The following is a 25,170-nucleotide window of genomic DNA, read 5'->3' on the forward strand; positions in this document are numbered from 1 at the left end:
ACATGACCACCATCCGCGACTACCGGCCCTTCGGCCGCACCGGCGTCAAGGTATCCCCGCTTGCGCTGGGCACCATGATGTTCGGCGGGAAGACCGAGTATGACGAATCAGCCCGCATCATCGACCTGGCGATCGAAGCCGGCATCAACCTGATCGACACCGCCAACGTGTATTCGCGCGGCCGCAGCGAAGAGTTCACCGGTAAGGCGCTCAAGCGCAACGGCCAGCGCCACAAGGTGTTCCTGGCCTCCAAGGTGCACCTGCCGATGCACGATACCGACGGCAATCTGCGCGGCAGTTCGCGCCGCCACATCATCGAACAGGCCGAGAACAGCCTGCGCCGGCTCGACACCGACTACCTGGACCTGTACCAGATCCACCGTCCCGCGCCGGATACCGCCATCGACGAAACCCTGCGCGCGCTGGACGACCTGGTACGCTCGGGCAAAGTGCGCTACATCGGCTCCAGCACCTTCGCCGGCTGGCAGGCGGTGGAAGCGCTGTGGGCTGCCAAGGAGCTGGGGCTGAACCGCTTCGTCTCCGAGCAGCCACCCTACAACCTGCTGGATCGCCGCATCGAACGCGAGTTGGTGCCGGTGGCGCAGACCTGGGGCCTGGCGCTGCTGCCGTGGAGTCCTATCGGCGGTGGACTTTTGTCGGGCAAGTACCGCAAGGACAGCAAGCCGGAACAGGGCCGCTATGTCGATCCGAGCCCGATGCAGGCGCGACGCCTGACGCCGCAGATCTACGACGTGATCGAACCGTTGACGCAACTGGCGGAAGAGAAGGGCGTGCCGCTGTCGCAACTGACCTTGGCGTGGACCGTGCAGCAGCCGGGCGTGACCAGCTCCATCATCGGCCCGCGCACGGTGGAACAGTTCGACGATGCGCTGGCGTCGCTGGCGGTGGAATTCAGCGCCGAAGACCTGAAACGCATCGACGCCATCATCGCGCCCGGCACCCACGTGGCGCCGTTCTACGAGGCCGATTTCTCGGCCAGTCGCTATCGCTGGTAATTAAGCCGACAGCCGGTCCAGCTGCAAGCCTGGCGCGAACATCTCGATGAAGCGGTAGGCGAAGCTGGGCAGGAATACGCTTTTGCGTACCGCCAGCATGGTGCTGCAGGTGCCGAACAATTGTCCCTGCGTCGGCAGCACCACCAGATCGTCGCGCTGCAAATCCTCCAGCGCCATCTCGGCCACGATGCCGATGCCCAGGCCGCGCCGCACGTAAGTCTTGATCACGTCCGCATCCATGGCGGTCAGGCGCAGGTCCGGCGTCAGGCCGGCCTGGCTGAAAGCCGCGTCCACGCATTTGCGGCCAGTGAACTGGTCGTTGTAGGTCACCAGCGGATACGCGGCGATCTGCTCCAGCGTCACCGGCGCCAGCGCCAGCAGCGGATGCCCGGCCGGCACCACCACCTGGTGATTCCAAGTGAAGCACGAATACGCACTCACCTCGCTCGCTTCGTTCAGCGCCTCGCTGGCGATGCCGATATCGGCTTCGCCATTGGCCAGCATGTCGGCGATCTGGCGCGGCGAACCCTGATGCAGCTCCAGCTTCACCTTGGGGAAGGCCTGGTTGAATTCCTCCACCACCTTGGGCAACGTGTAGCGCGCCTGCGTGTGGGTGGCGGCGATCACCAGGCGGCCGCTGTCCACGCCGGCGTACTGGCTGGCGTAGCGGCGCAGGTTTTCCGTCTCCTGCAGAATGCGGCCGACGATCTGCACCGCGCCGTCACCGGCGCGCGTGAGTCCCGTCAGGCGCTTGCCGCTGCGGACAAACAGCTCAATCCCCAATTCATCTTCCAGATCTTTGATTTGCTTGCTGACACCCGACTGGGAGGTGTAAAGCACTGCCGCAACCTCGGTGAGGTTGAGGTTATTCCTGATGGCTTCGCGCACAAAGCGCAGTTGCTGGAAGTTCATGCTGCTCCGATCCTGGCTGTAGAAACCAAATATGGTGATCAACTCTGCAACATGATAGATATTCCACGCCAGTTCACAACGAACACTTCCAAATATGCATATCCGAAGTACGTTGGTACGATAAAGCTTATATCGTCTTTCCTTCTATCGTTCGCATTTTTGATTGTTTGTGCGCGCCGCATTTGACATGTAACTTCCATCCCACTACTCAAAAACGCAACACGGGGAATGGCATGACACGCAAGCAGATGAGCATCGGGATGAACATACTGGGACTGGGCGGGCATAGCGCCGCCTGGCGCCTGGGCGAGGTACCGCCGTCGGCTTTGCTGGACGTGGACTACTTCACCAACATCGCCCGCATCTCCGAGCGCGGCACGCTGGACGCCATCTTTCTGGCCGACGGCCCGGCGCTGATCAGTGATGTCGCCAGCCAGCCCGGCGGCCGCATCGAACCGACCCTGTTGCTGACGGCGGTGGCGTTGGCCACGCGCCACATCGGCGTGATCGCCACCGCGTCGAGCACCTACAACGATCCGTACAACCTGGCGCGCCGCCTGGCGTCGCTGGACCACATCAGCGGCGGTCGCGCGGCATGGAATGTCGTCACCACCGCCGGCGATGTCGCCGCCCGCAACTTCGGCCTCGCCGGTGCGCCGCTGCACGCCGACCGCTATGGCCGCGCTGCCGAATTCATCGAAATCGCCAACAAGCTGTGGGACAGCTGGGAGGACGACGCCATTATCGCCGACCGCGAACGCGGCGTGTTCGCCGACGCCTCCCGCGTCCATGCCATCAACCACGACGGCGCACACTTCTCCGTGCACGGCGCGCTGAATGTGCCGCGCTCCCCGCAGGGCCGCCCGGTGCTGGTGCAGGCCGGATCGTCGGAAGGCGGCAAGGCGCTAGGCTCGCGCTACGCCGACGCCATCTTCACCACCCAAACCACGCTGGAAGACGGCATCGAGTTTTACAACGAGATGAAGGCCCGCGCCCGCGCCTGGGGTCGCGATCCGGAATCGCTGAAGATTATGCCCGGCCTGTCGACCGTGATCGGCTCCACCGAAGCGGAAGCCAACGCCCGCTGCGACCTGCTCGATTCCTATCAGGGCGAGCAAGGGCTGGCGGGACAGATCGCCCAGCGCATCGGCATCAACGTTGCGGAACTGGACCTGGACTCCGAACTGCCGTGGGACCGCATCGGCGACGTGCGCGACCTGACCACCGGCTCGCACGGCTTCTTCCAGGCGCAGATCAACCTGGCGCGCCGCGAAAAGCTGACCGTGCGCCAGCTCTCGCGCCGCATTCGCAGCGGCCACCGCCTGCTGGTCGGCACGCCGGATCAGGTGGCCGACAGCCTGGAACAATGGTTCCTGGCCGGCGCCGCCGACGGCTTCAACATCATGCCCGACGTGTTCCCGTCCGGCGCCGAGATTTTCGTCGACCACGTGGTGCCTTTGCTGCGCAAGCGCGGCATCTTCCGTCACGAGTACACCGGCAGCACGCTGCGCCATCACCTCGGCCTGGAACGGCCGGTGAGCCAGTACGCGGCGCAACGCGACAGCCGGTCGGCGGCCTGACCCATGAGCGACGCCGCACTAACCCAGGCAACGGGCGCTGTCCTTCCCGCCAGCCGGAACGGCCGCCGCCGCGCCGGCTGGCGCCCGGGGCTGGTGCTGGCCGCGCTGTTTGTCGGCTTGCTGGTGCTGGCCGCCGTGGCGCCAGGCCTGCTGGCCCATGGCGATCCTCTGGAAGGCAGCGCGCGCGACGCCTTCGGCCTGCCGTTCTCCGCTCAGCACCTGCTCGGCACCGACGAAAACGGCCGCGATGTGTGGACCCGGCTGGTGCACGGCGCACGCCCATCGCTGCTGATGGGCGTGGGTGCCACGCTGGTCGGCGTTATCTTCGGTGTAGGGCTGGGCCTCGCGGCCGGGCTGGGACAGAAATGGCTGGATACGGTGCTGATGCGCTTTGTCGATGTGCTGCTGGCGTTCCCTGATCTGCTGCTGGCGTTGGTGTTCATCGCCATCTGGGGCCAGGGCCTGGTGAACGCCACGCTGGCGGTGGGCGTGGCCAGTATCCCGCGCTATGCGCGGTTGGTGCGGGCGCAGACGGTGCAGGTACGCCAGTCAGGCTACGTCGAAGCGGCGCGCACGCTCGGCTGGCATCCGCTGGTCATCCTGTGGCGCCACGTGCTGCCGAATGCCGTACGCCCGGTGCTGCCGCTGGCCACCATCGGCATCGGCGCCAAGATCGCGCTCGGCGCCGCACTCAGTTTTCTCGGTTTCGGTTCACCGCCGCCATCGCCCGAATGGGGCGCCATGCTGGCACTGGGCCGCAACTTCATGTCGAACGCATGGTGGCTGGTTGCCATGCCCGGTATCACCATCACTCTCACCGTGGTCTCCATCACCACGCTGGGCCGCGAACTGCTGCTACGAAGCGAAGGGAAATCATCATGAACATGCCAGTATCGATACTGCACCAGATCAAACCTGTCCTGTTGTCCGTTGAGCAGCTGCGCGTCGCTTTCGCCGCCGGCGAAGTGGTGAAGGGTGTGTCGTTTGAGATCCGTCCCGGCGAATGCCTGGCCATCGTTGGTGAATCCGGCTCCGGCAAGAGCGTCACCGCTCGCGCCCTGCTGGGATTGGCCGGCCAGGATGCGCAAGTGAGCGCCGCCCGCCTGAGCTTCGGCGACGCCGACCTGCGCAACTACAGCGAACGCCAATGGCGCGGGCTGCGCGGCAACCAGGTCGGCTTTGTGATGCAGGATGCGCTCAATGCGCTCGATCCGCTGCGCACGCTGGGCCGCGAAGTGGGCGAACCGCTGGACCTGCACCGAGACCTCAATCGCGAGCAGCGCGCGGCCAAGGTGCTGGAGCTGTTGCAATCGGCCGGCATGGCCGATGCAGAACAGCGTATCGGCCTGTATCCGCACCAGTTGTCGGGTGGCCTGCGCCAGCGCGCGCTGATCGCTTCCGCCATCGCCTGCACGCCGCAGTTGCTGATCGCCGACGAACCGACCACCGCGCTGGATGCGGCGGTGCAGGCGCAGGTGCTGGAACTGCTACTGCAACTGCGCGGGCAGGGCATGGCCATGCTGCTGGTCAGCCACGATCTGGCGCTGGTGTCCAGGCTGGCCGACCGCGTGGCCGTCATGCTGAACGGCGAAATCGTCGAGCAGGGACCGGTGGAGCAGATCCTGCACGCGCCACAACATCCATATACCCGTTCGCTGTTGGCCGCCGCCGTGGCCGTGCACGGGCAAGTGCCGAAAGCGGGCGTGCAGGGTGCCGGAGCAGGTTTGGCCGGCGAGTCCGGCCAGGCCATCGCCGCGACGGAATCGGCGCTGCGCCGCATGGCGTCCGCGCGCCAGCATCCCTATGTGCTGCATGCGTCCGGACTGCAGAAAACCTATGCGGCGCCGGACGGCAAGCAACGCCACGCGCTGGCCGGCGTATCGATCGGGCTGCGGCGCGGTGAAACGCTGGGCATCGTCGGCGAATCCGGCTCCGGCAAGACCACGCTGAGCCGCATCCTGCTTGGCCTTGAAACGGCGGACAGCGGCAGCGTGCACTGGAACGGCCAGCCGTGGCAGTCGTTGTCGGCGGCGCAGAAACGCCAGCACCGCCGCCGCGTTCAGGTGGTGTTCCAGGACACGCTGGGCTGCTTCGATCCGCGCTACACCGTGGACCGCGTGCTGGATGAAGCGCTGGCTGCCGCCGGTGTAGCGCGCAGCGCGCGCCGCCAGCGCATCCTTGAATTGCTCGACCTGGTGCGGCTGGACGCCAGCTGTATCTCGCGCCGGCCGATCCAGCTCTCGGGCGGCCAGCGCCAACGTCTCGCCATCGCCCGCGCGCTGGCGGCCGAGCCGGAAGTGCTGGTGTGCGACGAACCGGTATCGGCGCTGGACGTTTCGGTGCAGGCGCAGGTGCTGGACCTGCTGGCGGACCTCAAGCAGCGGCTCGGCCTTTCCTGTCTGTTCATCTCGCACGACCTGGGCGTGGTGCGCCGCATCTGCGACCAGGTGGCGGTGATGAAGGACGGTGTGATCGTCGAGCAGGGCCCGGCCGACGAACTGTATGCGCAGCCGCGCCACCCTTATACGCGAATGCTGTTGGCCGCTCAGGCCAGCATGCCGCATCCCGATTTTTTATTCAATTCGATCACAGAAGAAAGTACCGGCAATGAAAAAGAAAGTGTTTTGGACGCAGCCTGACCATGCGAAGCGCAGCCGTTTATCCCTCACCCTGATCGCAGCCGCCGCCGCCGGCGCGCTGTGCATGCACAGTGCCTCGGCCGCAACCGCCGCCGCAGAAGCAGCAGCGGAAGCCTCCGCCGATCCGCAGGCCACCACAGTAGAAGCCAGTTCCTCCATCATCGGCGCCTCCGTCGTCATCAAAGGCAAAGCCCTCAACAACGCCGACCGCGCCCAGTTGCGCCTCGATGAAATCCCCGGCGGCACCAGCTTGATCAGCGCGGCGGAAGTGGAGAAGGGCCGCGTCTTCACCAACGAAGACGTGCTGGCGTACCAGCCCGGCGTGTATGCGCAAGCGGCCGGCGGCACCGACGGCATCAAGATCTCGATCCGTGGCTCGGCCATCAACCGTGGCACCAACTTCTTCCGCTCCGGCACCCTGTTCCTGTTCGACGGCCTGCCGGTCACAGGTCCGGGCGGCACGCCGTATGAACTGTTCGAGCCGCTCGGCCTGTCGCACACGGAAGTGCTGCGCGGCGCCAACGCCTTCGACCTCGGCGCGCTGATGCTCGGCGGCGCCATCAACTACGTCACCCGCACCGGCTATGAAGCCGCGCCGTTCGAAACGCGCGTGGAGGGCGGCAGCTTCGGCTACCGCAAGGTGGCCGTCAGCAGCGGCCAGGTGATCGGCGCGTGGGACTACTACGCGGCCGCCACCTATTCGGAGCGCAAGGGCTTCCAGACCTTGTCCAGCGGCGAATCGAAAGGCGTGATCGCCAACATCGGCTACAAATTCAGCCCGGACGTGCAAACGCGCTTCTACCTGCGCTACCGCGAGACCGACAACTACCAGCCGGGCGCACTGACCGTGGCGCAGATCGAAGCCAATCCGCGCCAGGCCAACCCGGTATCGGTGGCGCAGGACGCGCACCGCCACCAGCCCGGCTCCACCTGGATCGCCAACAAGACCACCTGGAATATCGACGCCAACTCCAAACTGGAAGCAGGCCTGGTGTACCACGACTATCCGATCGACCAGCAACTGGCGGTGAACGTCGGCGAGTGGGGCTTCCGCGACTATTCGGCCTCGCTGCAGTATCAGCGCAACGATACGCCGTGGGGCCTGCGCAGCGAAACCAAGGTCGGCGTGCTGACCACCAGTCACCTGAATGGCTGGCTCAATACCTACGTGCGGATTCCGGCCGCCGCCACGGCCGCGCTGCCGGTCGGCACCTTGATCCGCCGCGCGCGCTACGACGGCACCGACACCACCCTGCACGCCGGGAACGACCTGGAACTGGCGTCCAACCTGTGGCTGACCACCGGCTTGTCGGCCATCTGGACCAAGCGCTACACCGAGGTGACCTTCCCGTTCACCAATGAGCCGTACAACCGCAGCACCAACGCGCTGGCGCCGCGCGCCGGCCTGCGCTACACCTTCGACAACCAGGTGCAGGTGTACGGTAACGTCAGCCGTTCGATCGAACCGCCGAACAGCTGGGCGTTCCTGACGATTCCGCCGACCTTCACCAGCGGCCCGGCCACCGGCCTGTCGCGCCGTGGCCTGGATTTGAAGGACCAATCGGCCAACACGGTGGAAATCGGCACGCGCGGCCGCGCCTTCAACTCCAACTGGAGTCTGAGCCTGTACCGTTCCTCGGTGAAGAACGAGCTGCTGTCGGTCGAAGTGATTCCGGCCAGTGCCACCACGGCCGCCATCACCGCCGAATCGAACGCCACGCCGACCATCCACCAAGGTATCGAGGCGGGGCTGGAGTCGGAACTGTACAAGGATGCATCGGGCAAGCTGTCGGCGCGCCAGTCGTTCACGCTGAACGACTTCTACTTCCGCAACGACAAGCGCTTTGGCCACAACACGCTGCCGGGCATCCCGCGCCGCTACTACCAGGGCGAGCTGCAATATGAGCATGGCAGCGGCTTCTATGCCGGCGTCAGCGTGCAGGCCGCGTCGGCGATCGACGTCGATTACGCCAACTCCTTCCGCACCCACGGCTACGGCATCGTCGGCGCGAGTCTCGGCTACGATCACCCTAGCCAGGGCTGGAAAGTGTTCGTCGATTTCCGCAACCTGGCGGACAAGCACTACGTCTCCAGCGTGGCGCCGACCTACAACGACGCCGGCACCGACCAGCGCCGCTCCGCACCAGGTGACGGCCGTGGCGTGTATGCGGGCCTGAGCTTGAGCTTCCGTTAATCATGAAGCGCATCGTCTCCACTCTGGCCACCGGCGCCGCCGCGCTGTCGCTGCTGCTGTTCGCGGCGTGCGACAGCGCGCCCGCCGCCGGCGACGGCTCCAATCCCTCGGCAAGCCAACAAGGCCCAAGCCCGTTCCGCGCCGCCGACTACGCGGAAGCGGCGCCCGGCAAACCGGGCGGCACGCTGAAGATATCGACCTACGGCGATCCGACCTCGCTCGACCTGCATTCGATCTCGCACGCGAACGCGCAGTGGCTGGGCCGGATGATCTACGATAACCTGGTCTACCTCGACGCACAGGGCAAGATCGTGCCGTGGCTGGCCACGTCGTGGGACATCTCACCGGACGGCAAGATATACACCTTCCACCTGCGCGAGGGCGTCACCTTCAGCGACGGCTCGAAGTTCGACGCCGCCGCCGTCAAGGCCAACCTTGAGCACATGCGCGCACCGGCCACCAAATCGCCGCTGGCGGCGGCCTACATCGCACCGTACATCGATGGCCGCGTGGTGAGTGAGTACGTGTTCGAAGCCACGCTGCGCGAGCCGTACACGCCGTTCCTGCACGTGCTGGCGCAATCGTGGCTGTCGATGGAGTCGCCGCGCGCCATCAAGGAGCAACCGGAGAAGCTGGGCCAGTTCCCGGTCGGCTCCGGGCCGTTCATCGTGGAGAGCTACACGCGCCAGCAGGGCATACGGCTGGTGCGGCGCAAGGACTACAACTGGTCGCCGCCGCAGCTCAACCACAAGGGACCGGCTTACGTCGAGCGTATCGAAATCGACTTCGTACCCGAGCAGCTGATCCGCTACAACACGCTCTTGACCGGCCAGTACGACATCACCATGGACGCGCCGCCGCAGAACGCCGCCGCGATCCGCAACGATCCGGCGCTGGTGTTCGACACCCGCGTGCGCACCGGTTCGCCGATGCGCGGCCTGTCCTTCAATATCGACAAAGCGCCTTTCGACGACGTGCGCGTGCGGCGCGCGCTGGCCATCGGCCTGGACCGCGACGGCATCGCCAAGGTGGTCGGCTTCGGCGAGTACCAATCGAAGACCGACTTCCTGGCGGCGAATACGCGCTACTACGATCCCTCGTTCCAGGACGTCTTGCGCTACGATCCGGCACAGGCCAACAAGCTGCTCGACGAAGCCGGATGGACCGCGCGCGACGCCGCCGGCTATCGCACCAAGGACGGCAAGCGCCTGGGCGCCGAAGTGCTGCTGTCCACCAACCTGCAGCCGAGCCCCATGTACGCTGCCTTGCAAGCCGACGCGCGCAAGCTGGGCGTTGAGCTGACCGTGACCCAGCTGCCGACCGGCCAGATCACCGACCGCCGCGCCGCCGGCAATTACCAGGCCATGTTTGCCGGGGTCTGGCACACCAACACGCCGGATGCGCTCTTCATCAACTACCACAGCGGCGAAATCACCTCGCCCAAGCGCATCGGCCAGAACACCGCGCACCTGCGCGATGCGCAGCTGGATGAAGCGCTGGTGCAGGGCCGCACGGCGCAGGACAGCGAGGTGGCCAAGGCCGCCTACTCGAAAGCGCAGCAGCGCCTGACGGAGCTGGTGCCGGCGATACCGCTGTATGAAAACTATTCCTCGGTGGCGTACAGCAAACGGGTCAAGGGCGTGGTGTATGACACTTCGCACAACACGCTGTTCATCCCATCGCTCTGGCTGGAGGCAAAATGAACTGGTTGCGTACCTTGTTGGTGAAACTGCTGGGCGCCCTCGGCGTGATGCTGGGCGCCGCGTCGCTGGCGTTTGCGGCGATCAGCCTGACCGGCGGCGATACCGCGCTGGCCATCCTCGGCGGCGAGGATGCGCAACCGTCGCCGCAGGCCATCGCGCAGGTGCGTATCGACTACGGCCTCGATCAGCCCTTGCCGGTGCAGTACCTGCACTATGTCGGCCGCCTGCTGCATGGCGACCTTGGCACCTCCTACCGCCTCAACACGCCAGTGACGGAACTGATCTGGCAGCAGCTGGGCTACACCGTCACGCTGTCGCTGACGGCGGCCGGCGTCTCCGTGCTGCTGGCGGTGACGCTGGCGACGCTGACGGCGGGCCGTGGCCGCAGCCGCAACCGGCTGCGCCAGACCGTGTCCGGCATCGAACTGATACTCACCTCGGCGCCGGGCTTCGTGCTTGGCCTGCTGCTGTTGCTGCTGTTTTCATTCCGCCTGCACTGGCTGCCGGCCTCCGGCTCGGACGGCTGGCGCGCGCTGGTGCTGCCGGCGCTGACGCTGGCCCTTCCGATGACGCCATGGCTGGCGCAAATCCTGCGGCAGGAACTGGACGACATCCTCGAACAGCCCTTCATCGCCATGGCGCGGGCGCGTGGCATGGGCGAGGCGGCGGTGCGCCTGCGCCATGCGCTGCGCCACGCGCTGGTGTCGCTGGTCACGCTTTCCGGCTTCATCCTCGGCACGCTGCTGGCCGGTACGGCGGTGGTGGAGACCCTGTTCGCCCGGCGCGGCATCGGCCGCCTGATGGTGGAAGCCACCGCCGGCAAGGACATCCCGCTGGTGCTGGGCATCACGCTGCTGTCGGCCTTCCTGTATGCCGTTGTTCACATCCTGGTGGATGCAAGCTATGTCCTGATCGACCCGCGCCTGCGCCGCCCCAACACTTCGAACGCTTGAGACCATCATGAATCAACCATCCTTCTCGCAGCACATTCCTCCCACCGACGAGCAGCTTGCCGCACGCTTCCGGCCCATCTTCGAACGCATCGCCGCCGGCGCGGTGGAACGCGAACAGCAACGCAGCCTGCCATATGAAGAGGTGAGCTGGCTGCGCGAGGCCGGCTTCGGCGCGCTGCGCGTGCCGCAGCGCTACGGTGGCCTGGGTGCCACGCTGCCGCAGTTCTTCTCGCTGCTGCAGGAACTGGCGACGGCCGACTCCAACGTCTCGCACCTGCTGCGCGGCCACTTCGCCTTCCTGGAAAGCCGTTTGAATCAGGAAGAGGAAGAGAGCCGCGAATTCTGGTTCCCGAAAGTGGTGGAGGGCGCCTTGATCGGCTACGCCATGGCCGAGCGTACCGAAGTCACCGGCACCAGTGCCACCATCGTGCGCGCCGAAGACGAAGACCAAGGTGAAAAAGGCTGGCTGCTGAACGGGAAAAAATACTACAGCACCGGCACCATCTACGCCGACTGGATCGTGGCCTCGGTGGTGGATGGCGAGGAGCGCGTCAGCGTCGCCTTCCCGGCCACGCTGCCGGGCGTAACGCGGCTGGACGACTGGGACGGCTTCGGCCAGCGCATGACCGGCAGCGGCACCACGCTGTTCGAGAACGTGCGCCTGTCGGAGCAGCACATCGTGCGCCGTTTCAGCGCCAAGCCGCCCAGCTCCTACCAGAAGGCCTTCCTGCAGCTGATCCTGTTGACCAGCATCGCCGGCGTGGGCCGCGCGGTGCTGCGCGACGCCATCGCCTTCGTGCAGCCGCGCACGCGCGCCTTCGACGTGCTGGGTCATTCGAGTCCGCGCCAGGACCCGCTGGTGCAGCGCGTGGTCGGCCGCATCGCCAGCCTGTCGTATGCGGCGGACAGCCTGGTGCAAAGCGTGGCGCGCGCGCTGGAACACAACTGGCAGCAGGCGCAGGCCGGCCTGGCCGACGACGCGCTGTTCGTGCGCACCGAGATCGACGCGTTCCAGGCGCAGCAAGTGGTGATCGACCTGGTGCTGCAAGCCAGCACGCTGCTGTTTGAAGTGGGCGGCGCCTCCGCCACCAGCGAAACGCGCCGGCTGGACCGCCACTGGCGCAATGCCCGCACCGCCGCTTCCCACAATCCGGCGATTTTCCGCGAACGCGCCATCGGCGACTACTACCTGAACGGCACCGTGCCGGACTCCGGCTGGTGGAAGGATTTGCCGAAAGCTTAGTTCTCTTGATGTATCAATACTACATATAGGTCAACATTGGTACGGCGCTGCAACAGCAGCGCCGTCGCACTAAACCGTCTCTCCGCGCTGAAAAGTACCAGCGATTCTCATTTTTGTGTAAAGCCGCGCAGCAATTGAGCAGCTATTCTCCACACATGATGTTTGAAAACTACAAACGTCTACAACACAAAAAAAGATAAAGGGTTGCGACAGCAATCCGACAACGGAGATATTGCTATGCGAAGTGTCATCAGCCTTGTTACAACAGCGGCGGGCGTCGGTACGCTCGTCATCGGATCTGCGGCCCAGGCCCAATCCACACCGGACGCCGCATCGGCGCCCATGACCGAAGTACTGGTCACCGGCTCGCGCGTCAGCCTGGGTAGCCAGAGCCCCACACCTCTCACCTCGGTCACCACCGACGACCTGCTGACCAACAAACCAGGCAGCATCTCGGACGCGCTCAATGAGCTGCCGATCTTTGCCGGCTCGCGTGGACAGAACGGCAATCCCGGCAACGGCACCACCAACAACTCGGGCAACCTGCAGAACCTGCGCGGGCTTGGCTACCCACGCACCCTGATCCTGTGGGACGGCCACCGCCTGCCCGCCACCACGCAAGACCAGTTAATCGACACCGACATGATTCCGCAGATGCTGCTGCGCCGCGTCGACATCGTCACCGGCGGCGCCTCCGCCGTGTATGGTTCGGACGCGGTGGCCGGTGTGATCAACTTCGTCACCGACACCAAATTCAACGGCCTCAAAGTGCAGGGCATGCGCGGCGTCTCGACCTATGGCGACGGCAAGACCACCGATGTCGGCATCGCCGGCGGCACCGACTTGTTCGGCGGCCGTGGCCACGTCATCGCCAGCTATCAATACCGCGACGATCCCGGCGTGCTGTATCGCACCGACCGTCCATGGGGCGAGCACCAGTGGACCGTGCAGGGCGCGGGCACCGCAGCCAATCCCTATCACCTGGTCGACAACACCCGCATCGCCACCGCGACTTACGGCGGCCTGGTTCGCAACGGCCCGCTGGCCGGCATGAACTTCGCGCAGGACGGCGTGCTGAGTCCACTCAAGCACGGCACCGCCAGCGGCAACGCCACCTATGAAAGCGGCGGCGACGGCGCCTATTACAACGGTTCGCTGCGCGGCTCGATGCGCTCCAACCAGGCCTTCGTCCGCACCGACTACGACTTCACCGACACCGTGCACGGCTACCTCGAAGCCAGCGCCACCGACAACCGTACCGAAAACTTCGGCGCCTACAACGCTCTGCTCAACGGCGCCACGGTCAGCGCCAGCAATCCTTTCCTGGCGCAGTCGTATCGCGATCAACTGGCGGCGGCCAAGGTCACCAGCTTTAACGTGGCCAAGGTGTTCGCCGATGCGCCGCGCATCAACACCGTCGGCAAGAGCGACCAGTACTTCGTCGCCGGCGGCCTGAAAGGGGAGTTCAACGACAGCTGGAAATGGGACGTCTCCGGCACCAGCTCGAAAGCCAAACTGTTGACCCGCAACGACAACAACTGGAACACCCAGCGCCTGGCGGCGGCGCTCAATGCCGTGGTCAATCCGGCCAACGGCCAGATCGTGTGCGCGGCCTCGCTGACCAACAGTGCGTATTCCAACTGCGTTCCGTTGAACCTGTTCGGCCCTTCCGCCACCAGCGCCGATGCCATCAAATACATCACCCAGGCCACCTCGTTCGAAGTGGAGAACACGCTGAACGAAGTCGAAGCGACCATCTCCGGCTCGCCGTTCTCGACCTGGGCCGGCCCGGTGGACATGGCAATCACCGGTCAGTGGCGTCGCCAGACCTACGCCCTCACCAGCGACGCCGTGCCGACCGATAAAGCCAACTGCACCGGCATTACCTACAACTGCAGCGCCACCACTTTGCTGTATCCGAATCCGACGCTGGCGCCGCGTTCGAAAGTGGCGCAGACCGTCAAGGAACTGGCCAGTGAATTCGAAGTGCCGCTGGCGAACAATGCCAGCTTCGCCAAGAACCTCAACCTGAACCTCGCCGCCCGCTACACCGACTACGACACCAGCGGCCAGGCATGGACCTACAAGGCCGGCGCCGACTGGGACATCAACGACCAGGTCAAGCTGCGTTCCAGCTACTCGCGCGACATCCGCGCACCGAACCTGAACGACTTGTTCCAGGCCGGCACCACCAATGCCGGTTCCTTTACCGACATGCTGACCGGCCAAAGCCCGACCGTGCCGGTCACCGTCAGCGGCAACCCGAACCTGAAACCGGAAGTGGGCAAGACCATCGCCGCCGGTTTCGTGATCAAGCCTAAATTCATTCCAGGCTTCAGCGCCTCGCTCGACTACTTCAACATCAAGGTGCTGGACGCCATCACCAACATCCAGGGCACCAATCCATCGGTGCAGGCGGCCTGCTACGCCAGCGGCGGTTCCTCGCCATACTGCGCGCTGCAAACCCGTCCGCTGGGGTTCAGCAACACCAGCGCCGCCAATGCCGTGACGTCGTTCACCAACACCGTCATCAACATCGGCAGCATGACCACCCGTGGTTTCGACTTCGAGGCCAACTACCGCACCAAGCTGTTCGACAATCCGCTCGGCCTGCGTTTGCTGACCACCTACCAGCCGCACATCGTGTATCAAACGCCTGGCCTGGCCACGGTGGACATGGGCGGCGTCGGCTTCAGCTCCAACGCGCTGCAAGCGAGCGCCAAGATCCGCAGCACCTTCTTCATCAACTACAAGGTGCGCGACCTGTCGATCGACATCAGTGAGCGCTGGCGCAGCCGCCTGGCCTTCACCGGCGACCCGACACAGATCGTGTCCTCGCCTGATGCGCCGGCCATTGCCTACACCAACCTGAATCTGGGCTGGGACGTCAAGTTCAGCAACAACCACACGGCGCAGCTGTTCTTCAACGTGTCCAATCTGTTCAACCGCCAGCCGCCACCGATCGCCTTCCTCGGCGCGAACGGCGCGGTCGGTACCTTCGGCGGCTTCGCCCAGGGTGACGATCCGATGGGCCGCTACTTCACCATCGGCTTGCGCATGAAGATGTAAGGCAGGGATACGACGACCATGGCATTCAACACCGCCGATACTTCCTTTGTCCCTGCTGCCGGGGCAAAGGAGGACCTTCCCGACCTGCGCGTCTTTGTGTTTGCGCTGTTCTTCATCTTTGGCGGCATCACCAGCTTGAACGACGTGCTGATCCCCAAGCTGAAAAGCTTGTTCACGCTGTCGTATGCGGAGGCGATGCTGGTGCAGTCGGCGTTCTTCGCCGCCTACTTCATCGTCTCGCTGCCGGCTGCGGCGGTGGTGCGCCGCCTCGGTTATATGCGCACCGCCGTGGTGGGGCTGCTGACGATGACGGCAGGCTGCCTGCTGTTCATTCCCGCCTCATCGTCGGGCGTGTTCACGCTGTTTCTCGGCGCCTTGTTTGTCCTGGCGGCCGGCATCACCGTTGTGCAGGTGGTGGCCAATCCGCTGATATCGATGCTGGGTGCACCAGCCACGGCGTCCAGCCGGCTGACCTTTGCGCAGGCCTTCAACTCGCTGGGCACCACGGTGTTTCCCTACGTTGGTTCGCTGCTGATCCTCGGTTCGCTGGCGGCGATCGATCCGGCCACGCTGTCCGGCGCGGCGCTGGATGCGTTCCGCACGCAGGAAACCAATGTGATCGTGCATACCTACCTGGGCCTCGCCATCGCGCTGCTGGCGATCGCGGGACTGGTCTGGATGCGCCGTCACCGGCTGGTGGAAACGCCGGCGCCGGCCACCAGCATGGTGCAGGCCTTCGAGCTGCTCAAGCGTCCGCGCTTTGCCTTCGGCGCGCTGTGCATCTTCCTGTACGTGGGCGGCGAGGTGACCATCGGTTCCCTCATCGTCGACTATTTGATGCAGGCCGACGTATTCGGCGGCGGCGCGGTGGAAGCGGGCAAGCACGTGCCGCTGTACTGGGGCGGCGCCATGCTGGGCCGCTTCGCCGGCGCCTGGCTGCTGCGGGTGGCCGCGCCGGGCAAGGTGCTGGCGGTGGCCGCCGGCGCGGTGATCGCGCTGCTGCTGGTGTCTGCCAACAGCAGCGGCGCGGTCTCGGGCTGGTCGTTGCTGGCGATAGGCGTGTTCAACTCGATCATGTTTCCGACCATCTTCACGCTGGCCAGTGAAGGGCTGGGAACGCGCGCGGCGGAGGGCTCGGGGCTGATTTGCGTGGCCATCGTCGGCGGTGCCATCGTGCCGCTGATTACAGGCCTGGCCGCCGATGCCGGCGGATTGAAAATGTCCTTGCTGGTGCCGGCACTGTGCTACGCGGTGATCCTGTGCTTCGGGATGTACGCGCGCACGGTGGCGAAATGAGCGGGCCGCCATCCCGTTACGGCGCAGTGGCGCGCCTGTTCCACTGGCTGCTGGCGTTGATGATAGTCCTGGCGCTGGTGCTTGGCTGGTACATGACAGGCCTGCCGTTTTCGTCGGCGCGCGTCAAGCTGTTCAACTGGCACAAGTGGCTGGGAACCACCATCTTGCTGGGCTCCGCGCTGCGCCTGTTGTGGCGCCTGTGGCGTCCCGCGCCGCCGCTGCCGGTGTCGATGAAAAAATGGGAGCGCATGCTGGCCCATTCCAGCCATGCGCTGATGTACCTGATGTTTTTTGCCGTACCCCTGATCGGCTGGGCGCGCAGCAATGCCGCCGGTTTCCCGATCGTCTACCTCGGGCTGGTGCCGCTTCCCGACCTTGTCGGCAAGGATGTGGCGCTGGTGCAGTCGCTCAAGCCGGCCCACGCCGTGGCGGCTTATGGGCTGGCCGTGCTGGTGCTGCTGCACCTCGCTGCGGCCGTCAAGCACGCCGTGATTGACAGGGATGAAGTCTTGTCCCGCATGCAGCCGGGACCTGCCCGATAGTTTTGTAACGTCGTCTTTTCACCTTGAAGGAATCATGAAAGCACTTACTCTCATTGCGCTGGCAATCGCCTGCGGCTGCGCTACGGCCGCACCGGTCAAATACCGGATCGATCCCAGCCACACTTATCCAAGCTTCGAGGCCGACCACAAGGGCGGCCTGTCCATCTGGCGCGGCAAATTCAATAAAACCGGTGGCAGCATCACGCTGGACCGCGAAGCCAAGACCGGCACGGTCGACATTTCCATCGACACCGCCTCGGTGGACTTCGGCCACGCGGCCCTGAACACCCACGTGAAAGGGCCGGACATCCTGGACGCCACGCAGTTCCCGGCCGCTGTCTACAAGGGCAACATCATCTTCAACGGCGACACGCCGGCCGCCGTCGAAGGCTTGCTGACGCTGCACGGCGTCACCCGGCCAGTGCGCCTGGCCATCGACAGCTTCCTGTGCAAGGCCGATGGCCTGACCAAGGTGGAAGTCTGCGGCGCCGACGCGCAGGGCAGTTTCAACCGCGCCGACTTCGGCATCACGTTCGGCAAAGGCTTCAAGACAGAAACGCTGCTGCGCATCCAGGTGGAGGCTCAGAAGGAACAGTAATAGCGGTAGATTCAAAAATAAAAACTATACGGAGACACGATGAAAACAACGACTTTGAAACCGCTGGCCGCCGCAGTGATGCTGGCCTTCCCGCTGCTTGGCCTGGCGCAAACGGCCACCGATGCACCCATGGACTCGGTGGTGGTCACCGGCTCGCGCGTGATCATCAACGGCGACAACAGCCCGACGCCGGTAACCTCGGTGCGCGCGCAGGACTTGCTGGCCTTGCAGCCGACCACGATTGCCGATGCCTTGAATAGCCTGCCGGTGTTTTCCAGCCCGCGCAGCCAGACCTCCAATCCCAGCGGCGGCGCCAATGGCGTTTCCGGCGGCGGCAACCCGTCCGCCAACCAGCTGAACCTGCGCAACCTGGGCGCGGTGCGCACCCTGATCCTGTTCGACGGCCACCGCGTGGCGCCGACCACCGCCAACGGCACGGTCGATGTCGACATGATTCCGCAGATGCTGCTGCAACGGGTGGACGTGGTCACCGGCGGCGCTTCCGCCGTGTATGGCTCGGACGCCATCTCCGGTGTGGTCAACTTCGTCACCGACAAGGCCTTCAACGGCGTCAAGACCAATATCCAGACCGGCATGTCGGAGAAGGGCGATGGCGGCCAATCGCAATTCGGTGTGGCCTACGGCACGCGCATCGGCGAGCATGCGCACTTCATCGGCAGCTACGAGTTCCGCGACGACAAAGGCATCCTGTACCGCTCCTCGCGTCCGGCCACCGCGCTCACCACGATCCAGGGCGCAGGCACGGCGGCGTTGCCTTACTTCGTGGCCAACGATACGCGCCTGGCCACCACCTCGTTCGGCGGCTACATCCGCAATGGCGTGCTGGCGGGACAGCAGTTCGCCTCCAACGGTGTGCTCAGCACCTTCAACCAGGGCACGCGCACCGGCTTCAATCCCTCGGTGCCGACCCAGAGCGGCGGCGACGGCGCCTACTACGACGGCTCGCTCAAGGCGCCGCTGCGCAGCCAGCAGCTGTTCGGTCGCCTCGACTACGACTTCAGCGACACCACGCATGGTTATGTGGAAGTGGCCGGAAACCTCAAGCGCAACGAGTTCTTCGCCAACTGGCCGCTGCTCAACGGCGTGACCATCAGCCGCGACAACGCCTTCCTGCCGGCGGACTACCGCAACCAACTGCTGGCCGCCAACCAGAGCACCTTCACGCTCGGTAAGCTGATCCAGACCGCACCGCGCTTCAACCCGGTCGTCAATGAGCACCACCTGTTCCTGAACACCGGCCTGGATGGCGAAACCGCCGGCGGCTACAAGTGGGAAGTGGGCTACGTCCACAGCGTGTCGTCGATGGGCGTCACCAGCAAGAACAACTTGAACAACCTGCGCCTTGCGGCCGCGCTGGACGCGGTGCCCGGCCCGGGCGGCACGCCGGTGTGCAGCGTCACGCTGACCAACCCCAGCGCCTTCCCCGGCTGCGTGCCGCTGAACGTGTTCGGCCCCACTTCGGAAAGCGCCGCCGCATTGGGCTATGTCCTCGGCGATACGCACTTCAACACGCTGACCTTGCAGGACGATGCGTCGGCCAGCATCAGCGGTGCGCCGTTCAGCACCTGGGCCGGCCCGGTGACCGTCGCGGTGTCGGGCGACTGGCGCCGCCAGTCCTACCGTGCCGGCAGCGACGGCACGCCGTCCGACCCCGCCAACTTGTACAACTGCGCTGCGCTGGGATTGCCGCGCAATTGTTCGGCCGGCATGTCGCAGTGGGTGCAACCGTACGCCAACCGCTCGCGCGTGGCGCAGACGGTCAAGGAAGCCGCCGTCGAATTCGATGCGCCGCTGCTGAAGGATGCGCCGTGGGCCAAGTCCTTCAACCTGAATGGCGCGGTACGTTACACCAACTACGACACCAGCGGCAGCTACACCACCTGGAAGCTCGGCGTCGACTGGCACCTGAGCGACGAGATGCGCCTGCGCTCGACCCGCTCGCGCGACATCCGCGCACCGACGCTGGACGACCTGTTCGCGCCGACCACCACCGTCACCGGCGGCAACGCCACCGATAGCCTGCTGGGAGTGCAATCGACCGCGCCGAACACCGCGCGTTCCAATCCCAACCTGACGGCGGAGAAGGGCGACACCACCACCGTCGGCCTGGTCTACCGTCCCAGCCAGCTGAAAGGCTTCAGCCTGGCCGTGGATGCCTTCGACATCAAGGTCAGCGACGCCATCACGCTGGTACAGGGCACCAACTTCACCTACCAGGCGGCCTGCTACGCCAGCGGCGGCACCTCGCCGCTGTGCGCCACGCAGACCCGCGCGCTGGGGACGTTCGTGAATACACCGGCCAACGTGGTGACGCAGTGGTACAACTATCCGATCAACTTCGCCAAGGTGCATACCTGGGGCGCGGACTTCGAGGCCAACTATGCGACCTCGGTGCAGAACCGTCCGCTGACCCTGCGCGGCCTGCTGACGTGGCAGCCGCACATCAAGTACGAAACGCCCGGTTCGCCGACGCTGGACATGGGCGGTGTGGCCTACGGCGCCAACGGCCTGCAGGCCAGCCCGGAATGGCGGGCCACGGCGTTTGTGCGCTACACGCCAATCAAGGACTTGAACGTGGACGTGATGCAGCGCTGGCGTAGTTCGCTGGCCCTGAGCGCCGATCCTACCCAGGTGACCTCGGGCCGGGTGAAAGCCTTCAGCACCACCAACCTGAATATCGACTACACCATCAAGCGCGATTTCGGCACGGTCAACGTGTATGCCAACGTGCAGAACCTGTTCAACAAGACGCCGCCGGGCGCCAACTTCAGCGGCACCCAGCAGAACCCGGGCATGTTCGGCGGCTTCCCGATCGGCGACGATCCGGTGGGCCGTTACTTCGCCGCCGGCCTGCGCTTCAAATACTGATAGGAGAATGTCATGAAACGACTAATCACTTTGTTGATGTTGACGTTGTCCCTGTCCGCCTCGGCGCAAGAACCGGCGGAGCAGGTCTTGAAACTTGAAGACCAATGGACCGAAGCGCTGATCAAGGCGGATACGGCGGCGCTGGACCAGCTCTACACCGACGATATCGTCTACACCCACACCAACGGCACCGTGAACACCAAGGCGCAGTTCCTCGACTCGCTCAAGGCCGGCAAGGCCAAGTACTTCGCGGTCGAACGCAGCGACGTCAAGGTGCAGGCATACGGCGACACGGCCATCGTCACCTTCCGCGCCGTCATCAAGGTCAATGCCGTGACGCTGCCGTCGCGCATCATGCACGTCTTCGTGCGGCAGAACGGGCAGTGGCGCATGGCGGCCTACCAGTCGACCCGCCTGCCCGAGGATGTCAAATGATGCTGCGCAAAGCCCTGCTGTTGGCCCTCTCGGCCGGCATGCTGCACAGCGCCGCCGCAGCGGAGGGCGCGCTGCGCGCCGCTGCGGCGCGGGTGGATATCACGCCGCCTGTCGCCGAGCTGCCCAAGCCGTACAAGTCCGTCTACGATCATATCTACGTGCGCGTACTCTTGCTCGACAACGGCGCGGCGCGGGCGGCGGTGATCGTGGCCGACGTGCCGGCCATCCAGGCCGGCATCCACGCGGACCTGATCCGCCAAGTGGGCGCGCAGGCCGGCATCCCGCCGGAGAACATCCTGCTCGGCTCCAGCCACACGCATAATTCGATCCGCGTTGACAGCAGCAGTTCGGGCGGCATCATCACCGGCTCGGACGCTTTCACCAAGCGTGTGGTGGCGGCCACGCTGGAAGCGACGCGGCAAGCGGCGGCGGGCCTGCAACCGGTGCGCGCCGGCTATGCGGTGGGCAAAAGCCACCTGGTCGCCAACCGCAACGAGTGGTCGGCTCAACAGCGCCGCTATGTGGACGGCATCGACCGCAGCGGCACGCAGTTTGTCGATCCGTCGCTGGGCGTGTACAAGTTCGAGACGCTGTCCGGCGAGCTGGTGGCCATGCTGCTCAACTACGGCATCGAGCCGGTGGTCAACGAGGCGCAGCCGGGTGAGATCAGCGGCGATGTTCCCGGCGCGGCGGCCCGCTATGTCGAGGAGGCGTCGGGCGGCAAGGCAGTGGCGCTGTTCACCATCGCCCCGGCGGCCAGTCCGGCCTACCGCGTCTGGACCAAACCGGACAACGGCCCGCGCGACACGGCGCGCGCGCACGGCATCATGGCGGCCATGGGCACGCTGCTCGGCGAGGAAGCGCTGGCGACCGCGCGTGACATCACCCGCACCGCAACGCGGATGCAGATCGGCGGCGGACAGGATACGCTGACTTGTCCTGGCAAGGTCACCACGCCGCAGAACCTGGCGCGCGAGTGTTCCAACGCGCCCGGCGCCACGGTCCCCGCCTGCAATTTCAAGGACGCCGACGGCCCGCAGGTGGCGCTGCATTACGGCGTGCTGAAACTGGGCGACATCGCCATCGTGCATGCGGATGCCAACGTCGTGCCATCGGTAGGGGAAAAGCTGAAACGCGCTTTGCCGCTGGCGAACACCATGGTGGTGCTGGATAATTTCGGTCCGTTCCGCTTCCTGGTCGATGACGCCACCTATCCGCTCAACACCTACGAGGCCACCGCCACCCGCGCGAAACAGGGCTGCGGCGAGCAAGGCCTGATCGACGGCGTGCTGCGCCTGAACGAGCAGCTGCGGCCCGGCGCCGCGACGGCAGCGCGCCTGCAGGTGCAGGCGCCGCCGGTCGGCTACTCGGGCCAACTGCTGCGCTACAGCGACGACAGCGTGACGCTGGCAGACAAGGACGGCAAGGAAGTGCGCGTCGCCATGACGCCCGCATGGACTGTCTCGCGGCCGCACAGCGTGGTGTCCACCGCCATCAAGCAAGGCGACTTTGTGGCCAGCGCCAACAAGGTGATCGATGAACATAGCGGACAGTCGACCGAGCTGCGTATCATGGAGCCCGGCTATCGTCCGGAGTACGGCACCCACCTGATGGCGCAGGGCGGCAACGCCATGACCCACGGCACGGTCGGTAGCGCGCGGAAAACCGCAGCGGGCGTGGAGCTGGATGTCGACTATCCGGGCGGCGCACGGCACCTGCTGCTGCCAGGCGCGATGCAGATCACCGACTACCAGCTGCTGCCGCGCGATGTGCTGAAGCCGGGCCTTAAAGTGAATGCCGTCGCCCGCAAGGGCGAGGATGGCGTGCTGCGCGCCGGCCGGCTGACGCTGGACCCGTAAAGGATATACGATGATGAACCTAAAGGAACAAGCAATGGGCAGCAAACGCTACACCTGCAAGCTGGCGATGATCGCCGCCGCGATATTCCCGCTGGCCGCGCTGGCGCAAAGCGCGCCCGATGTCGGCCATGTGCCGGAACTGGCCGCCGCGCTGGCCAAGCCGGCATCGGCCAAGACGCTGAACGTCACCAGTCCGGCGTTCGCCAACGGCGGCCAGATCCCGCTCGACAACACGCAGTACGGCGCCAACCGCTTCCCCGGCCTGCGCTGGTCGGCCGGGCCGCGCGGCACCGTGTCGTATGCGGTGATCGTGCAGGGCGATCCGCGCGCGGACGGCAAGGCCGCCAAGACCTCGATCCATTTCACTGCCGTCAACCTGCCTGCCAAGACCACCAGCCTGGCCGCCGGCGTGAGCACGCTGCCGGCCGGCGCAAGTTATGGCCCGAATGTGCATGGCCTCGGCGAACGCTATGCCGGGCCGCACGCGCACACGGTGGAGCAGCAGCCTTACCACTTCCAGGTGTTCGCGCTGGATACCAGGCTGGCGCCTGATCCGGCGCTGACGTTCGACCAGGCTGTCGCCGCCATGCAGGGCCACGTGCTGGCCAGCGGTGACCTGGTCGGCATGTCGGCCAAGCCATCGGCCGAAGCCTACACCAAGGCGGTGCCGACCGAGTCGGGACTGGTGAGCGGCGCCGCAGGGCGCGATGCGTCAGTGACCGTTTACAAAGGCATCCCTTACGCGGCGCCGCCGGTGGGCGCCTTGCGCTGGCGCGCGCCGGCACCGGCGCAGGCCTGGTCCGGTGTCCGCAAGGCCGACAAGTTCGGCAATACCTGTCCACAGCCGGTGGATGCCGAGACCTCGGCGGACAGCATGAACGAAGACTGCCTGACGCTCAACGTCTGGACCGGCGCCGGCGCGGAGCGCGAACTGCGTCCAGTGCTGGTGTGGATTTATCCGGGCGGCTTCATCGCCGGCAGCGGCGCCCATCCCTTGTTCGATGGCGAAGGGCTGGCGCGCAAAGGCGTGGTGGTGGTCACCTTCAACTATCGCCTCGGCGCGCTGGGCTTCCTCGCCACGCCGGAGCTGAGCAAGGAGTCGGGCCACAACGCCTCCGGCAACTACGGCCTGCTGGACGATATCGCCGCGCTCAAATGGGTGCAGCGTAACATCGCCGCATTTGGCGGCGATCCCAAACGCGTGACGATCGCAGGCGAATCGGCGGGCGCAGGCTCGGTCGGCTTCCTGGCGGTGTCGCCGCTGGCCAAAGGCTTGTTCCGTCATGCGATCGCGGAAAGCCATGCGCGCGATCCGCGCGATCCGGAGTTGCGCTACCTGTCTGTGTCGTATCGCCAGCTGAAACCGGCGGAAGAGGCGGGCAAGCGCTTCGCCGAGAGCAAGGGCGTGCGAGACCTGGCGGCACTGCGCGCGCTGCCATGGCAGCAGATCGTCGAAGGCAGCAACACCATCGATCCCGGCATCGACACACTCAGCGCCGGCAAGCCGCCGCTGTTCCGTCCCGTGGTCGACGGCTGGGTAGTGCCGAAGACGTATAGCGCCACCTATGCCGCACATGCGCAGAACAAGGTGATCTTCGTCGCAGGCAGCAATCGCGACGAAACCGGCGCCGTGCCGGAAACCGCGTTCGCCGCGCTGCGTGCGCGTACCGGGCCGCCGCGCGCCGGCTCGCCGCAGGTGAATGTCACGCTGGAGGCTTTCCGGCAAAGCGCGCACGCCAAATTCGGCGCGCTGGCCGACGAATTCCTCAAGCTCTATCCGGCCGGCGACGACGAACAGGCGGCGCGCGCCAGCAACGACGCGGCGCGCGACAACTCCCGCATCTCCACCTGGTCGTGGGCGCGCACCTGGTCGCAAGGCTCGGGACATCCGGTGTACACCTATTTCTGGAACCATACGCCACCAGGACCGGATGCGCCCATGCGCGGCGCTTATCACGGATCGGAGATCAACTACGCCCTCGGCAACCTGTACGCAACCGACCGCCCGTGGACCGACGACGACCGCCGCATTGCCGACACCATGTCCTCGTACTGGGCCAACATCGTCAAGACCGGCAACCCGAACGGCGCCGGCCTGCCGGAGTGGCCTGCCTACGACGCCAGGGCCGGCGCAGTGATGCGGCTCGGCGACGACTGGGGCTTGATGCCGATCGCCACACCGGAACGCACCGACTTCTGGCTGCGTTTCTTCGCCACCCAAAAACCGTGGTAAGGGAATGAA

The 25,170-nt window shown here is 65.5% G+C and carries 17 protein-coding genes; 16 read left to right on the forward strand and 1 reads right to left on the reverse strand.

Features of this window, described 5'->3' with window-relative positions:
- Window positions 1–2 precede the first annotated feature (2 nt).
- Window positions 3–1,016, forward strand: coding sequence for an aldo/keto reductase (locus tag ACXZ1M_RS19395; RefSeq protein WP_459049276.1), 1,014 nt, complete (start codon window positions 3–5; stop codon window positions 1,014–1,016).
- Here the strand turns inward: ACXZ1M_RS19395 and ACXZ1M_RS19400 are convergent, their stop codons facing one another.
- A complete protein-coding gene (locus ACXZ1M_RS19400) occupies window positions 1,017–1,928 on the reverse strand; it encodes a CysB family HTH-type transcriptional regulator (RefSeq protein ID WP_459049277.1) in 912 nt (303 codons plus the stop codon).
- 260 nt (window positions 1,929–2,188) lie between these two features.
- On the opposite strand from ACXZ1M_RS19400, the gene ACXZ1M_RS19405 reads away from it, so the two are divergent.
- The 15 genes from ACXZ1M_RS19405 to ACXZ1M_RS19475 all read left to right on the forward strand — a co-directional run bounded on the left by ACXZ1M_RS19405 (window position 2,189) and on the right by ACXZ1M_RS19475 (window position 25,161).
- Window positions 2,189–3,508, forward strand: a complete 1,320-nt coding sequence (locus tag ACXZ1M_RS19405; protein ID WP_459049278.1) for an LLM class flavin-dependent oxidoreductase — start codon at window positions 2,189–2,191, stop codon at window positions 3,506–3,508.
- A gap of 3 nt (window positions 3,509–3,511) precedes the next feature.
- Window positions 3,512–4,390, forward strand: coding sequence for an ABC transporter permease (locus tag ACXZ1M_RS19410; protein ID WP_459049279.1), 879 nt, complete (start codon window positions 3,512–3,514; stop codon window positions 4,388–4,390).
- Complete coding sequence (locus ACXZ1M_RS19415) at window positions 4,387–6,147, forward strand: dipeptide ABC transporter ATP-binding protein (RefSeq protein ID WP_459049280.1); 1,761 nt, start codon at window positions 4,387–4,389, stop codon at window positions 6,145–6,147. The genes ACXZ1M_RS19410 and ACXZ1M_RS19415 overlap by 4 nt, the downstream gene beginning before the upstream one ends.
- The gene (locus tag ACXZ1M_RS19420) at window positions 6,116–8,341 is read left to right on the forward strand and encodes a TonB-dependent receptor family protein (RefSeq protein WP_459049281.1); all 2,226 of its coding nucleotides are present in this window, start codon (window positions 6,116–6,118) and stop codon (window positions 8,339–8,341) included. The genes ACXZ1M_RS19415 and ACXZ1M_RS19420 overlap by 32 nt, the downstream gene beginning before the upstream one ends.
- 2 nt (window positions 8,342–8,343) lie before the next feature.
- On the forward strand, window positions 8,344–10,044 hold the full coding sequence (locus ACXZ1M_RS19425; RefSeq protein WP_459049282.1) for an ABC transporter substrate-binding protein: 1,701 nt from the start codon (window positions 8,344–8,346) through the stop codon (window positions 10,042–10,044).
- The gene (locus tag ACXZ1M_RS19430) at window positions 10,041–10,997 is read left to right on the forward strand and encodes an ABC transporter permease (protein ID WP_459049283.1); all 957 of its coding nucleotides are present in this window, start codon (window positions 10,041–10,043) and stop codon (window positions 10,995–10,997) included. Before ACXZ1M_RS19425 ends, ACXZ1M_RS19430 begins: the two co-directional genes overlap by 4 nt.
- 7 nt (window positions 10,998–11,004) lie before the next feature.
- On the forward strand, window positions 11,005–12,240 hold the full coding sequence (locus ACXZ1M_RS19435; protein ID WP_459049284.1) for an acyl-CoA dehydrogenase family protein: 1,236 nt from the start codon (window positions 11,005–11,007) through the stop codon (window positions 12,238–12,240).
- 342 nt (window positions 12,241–12,582) lie between these two features.
- Window positions 12,583–15,309, forward strand: coding sequence for a TonB-dependent receptor domain-containing protein (locus ACXZ1M_RS19440; RefSeq protein WP_459049285.1), 2,727 nt, complete (start codon window positions 12,583–12,585; stop codon window positions 15,307–15,309).
- Window positions 15,310–15,327: 18 nt separating this feature from the next.
- The gene (locus tag ACXZ1M_RS19445; protein WP_459049286.1) at window positions 15,328–16,605 is read left to right on the forward strand and encodes a sugar MFS transporter; all 1,278 of its coding nucleotides are present in this window, start codon (window positions 15,328–15,330) and stop codon (window positions 16,603–16,605) included.
- The gene (locus ACXZ1M_RS19450; RefSeq protein ID WP_459049287.1) at window positions 16,602–17,147 is read left to right on the forward strand and encodes a cytochrome b; all 546 of its coding nucleotides are present in this window, start codon (window positions 16,602–16,604) and stop codon (window positions 17,145–17,147) included. The genes ACXZ1M_RS19445 and ACXZ1M_RS19450 overlap by 4 nt, the downstream gene beginning before the upstream one ends.
- A 34-nt stretch (window positions 17,148–17,181) precedes the next feature.
- Complete coding sequence (locus tag ACXZ1M_RS19455; protein ID WP_459049288.1) at window positions 17,182–17,745, forward strand: YceI family protein; 564 nt, start codon at window positions 17,182–17,184, stop codon at window positions 17,743–17,745.
- Between the two features lie 39 nt (window positions 17,746–17,784).
- On the forward strand, window positions 17,785–20,634 hold the full coding sequence (locus ACXZ1M_RS19460; RefSeq protein ID WP_459049289.1) for a TonB-dependent receptor plug domain-containing protein: 2,850 nt from the start codon (window positions 17,785–17,787) through the stop codon (window positions 20,632–20,634).
- Between the two features lie 12 nt (window positions 20,635–20,646).
- Window positions 20,647–21,069: a nuclear transport factor 2 family protein gene (locus ACXZ1M_RS19465; protein WP_459049290.1), complete on the forward strand. Its 423-nt coding sequence runs from the start codon at window positions 20,647–20,649 to the stop codon at window positions 21,067–21,069.
- Entirely contained in the window at window positions 21,066–22,928 is a 1,863-nt protein-coding gene (locus ACXZ1M_RS19470) for a hypothetical protein (RefSeq protein WP_459049291.1), read from the forward strand. Before ACXZ1M_RS19465 ends, ACXZ1M_RS19470 begins: the two co-directional genes overlap by 4 nt.
- Window positions 22,929–22,938: 10 nt before the next feature.
- Window positions 22,939–25,161: a carboxylesterase family protein gene (locus tag ACXZ1M_RS19475; RefSeq protein ID WP_459049292.1), complete on the forward strand. Its 2,223-nt coding sequence runs from the start codon at window positions 22,939–22,941 to the stop codon at window positions 25,159–25,161.
- Window positions 25,162–25,170 lie beyond the last annotated feature (9 nt).

The sequence above is a fragment of the Duganella paludis genome (genome assembly GCF_054461335.1).

Coding starts and splice junctions, on each gene's coding strand:
- ACXZ1M_RS19395 (WP_459049276.1), top strand. CDS start 3: ATGACCACCATCCGCGACTACCGGCCCTTCGGCCGCACCGGCGTCAAG.
- ACXZ1M_RS19400 (WP_459049277.1), bottom strand. CDS start 1,928: ATGAACTTCCAGCAACTGCGCTTTGTGCGCGAAGCCATCAGGAATAAC.
- ACXZ1M_RS19405 (WP_459049278.1), top strand. CDS start 2,189: ATGAACATACTGGGACTGGGCGGGCATAGCGCCGCCTGGCGCCTGGGC.
- ACXZ1M_RS19410 (WP_459049279.1), top strand. CDS start 3,512: ATGAGCGACGCCGCACTAACCCAGGCAACGGGCGCTGTCCTTCCCGCC.
- ACXZ1M_RS19415 (WP_459049280.1), top strand. CDS start 4,387: ATGAACATGCCAGTATCGATACTGCACCAGATCAAACCTGTCCTGTTG.
- ACXZ1M_RS19420 (WP_459049281.1), top strand. CDS start 6,116: ATGAAAAAGAAAGTGTTTTGGACGCAGCCTGACCATGCGAAGCGCAGC.
- ACXZ1M_RS19425 (WP_459049282.1), top strand. CDS start 8,344: ATGAAGCGCATCGTCTCCACTCTGGCCACCGGCGCCGCCGCGCTGTCG.
- ACXZ1M_RS19430 (WP_459049283.1), top strand. CDS start 10,041: ATGAACTGGTTGCGTACCTTGTTGGTGAAACTGCTGGGCGCCCTCGGC.
- ACXZ1M_RS19435 (WP_459049284.1), top strand. CDS start 11,005: ATGAATCAACCATCCTTCTCGCAGCACATTCCTCCCACCGACGAGCAG.
- ACXZ1M_RS19440 (WP_459049285.1), top strand. CDS start 12,583: ATGACCGAAGTACTGGTCACCGGCTCGCGCGTCAGCCTGGGTAGCCAG.
- ACXZ1M_RS19445 (WP_459049286.1), top strand. CDS start 15,328: ATGGCATTCAACACCGCCGATACTTCCTTTGTCCCTGCTGCCGGGGCA.
- ACXZ1M_RS19450 (WP_459049287.1), top strand. CDS start 16,602: ATGAGCGGGCCGCCATCCCGTTACGGCGCAGTGGCGCGCCTGTTCCAC.
- ACXZ1M_RS19455 (WP_459049288.1), top strand. CDS start 17,182: ATGAAAGCACTTACTCTCATTGCGCTGGCAATCGCCTGCGGCTGCGCT.
- ACXZ1M_RS19460 (WP_459049289.1), top strand. CDS start 17,785: ATGAAAACAACGACTTTGAAACCGCTGGCCGCCGCAGTGATGCTGGCC.
- ACXZ1M_RS19465 (WP_459049290.1), top strand. CDS start 20,647: ATGAAACGACTAATCACTTTGTTGATGTTGACGTTGTCCCTGTCCGCC.
- ACXZ1M_RS19470 (WP_459049291.1), top strand. CDS start 21,066: ATGATGCTGCGCAAAGCCCTGCTGTTGGCCCTCTCGGCCGGCATGCTG.
- ACXZ1M_RS19475 (WP_459049292.1), top strand. CDS start 22,939: ATGATGAACCTAAAGGAACAAGCAATGGGCAGCAAACGCTACACCTGC.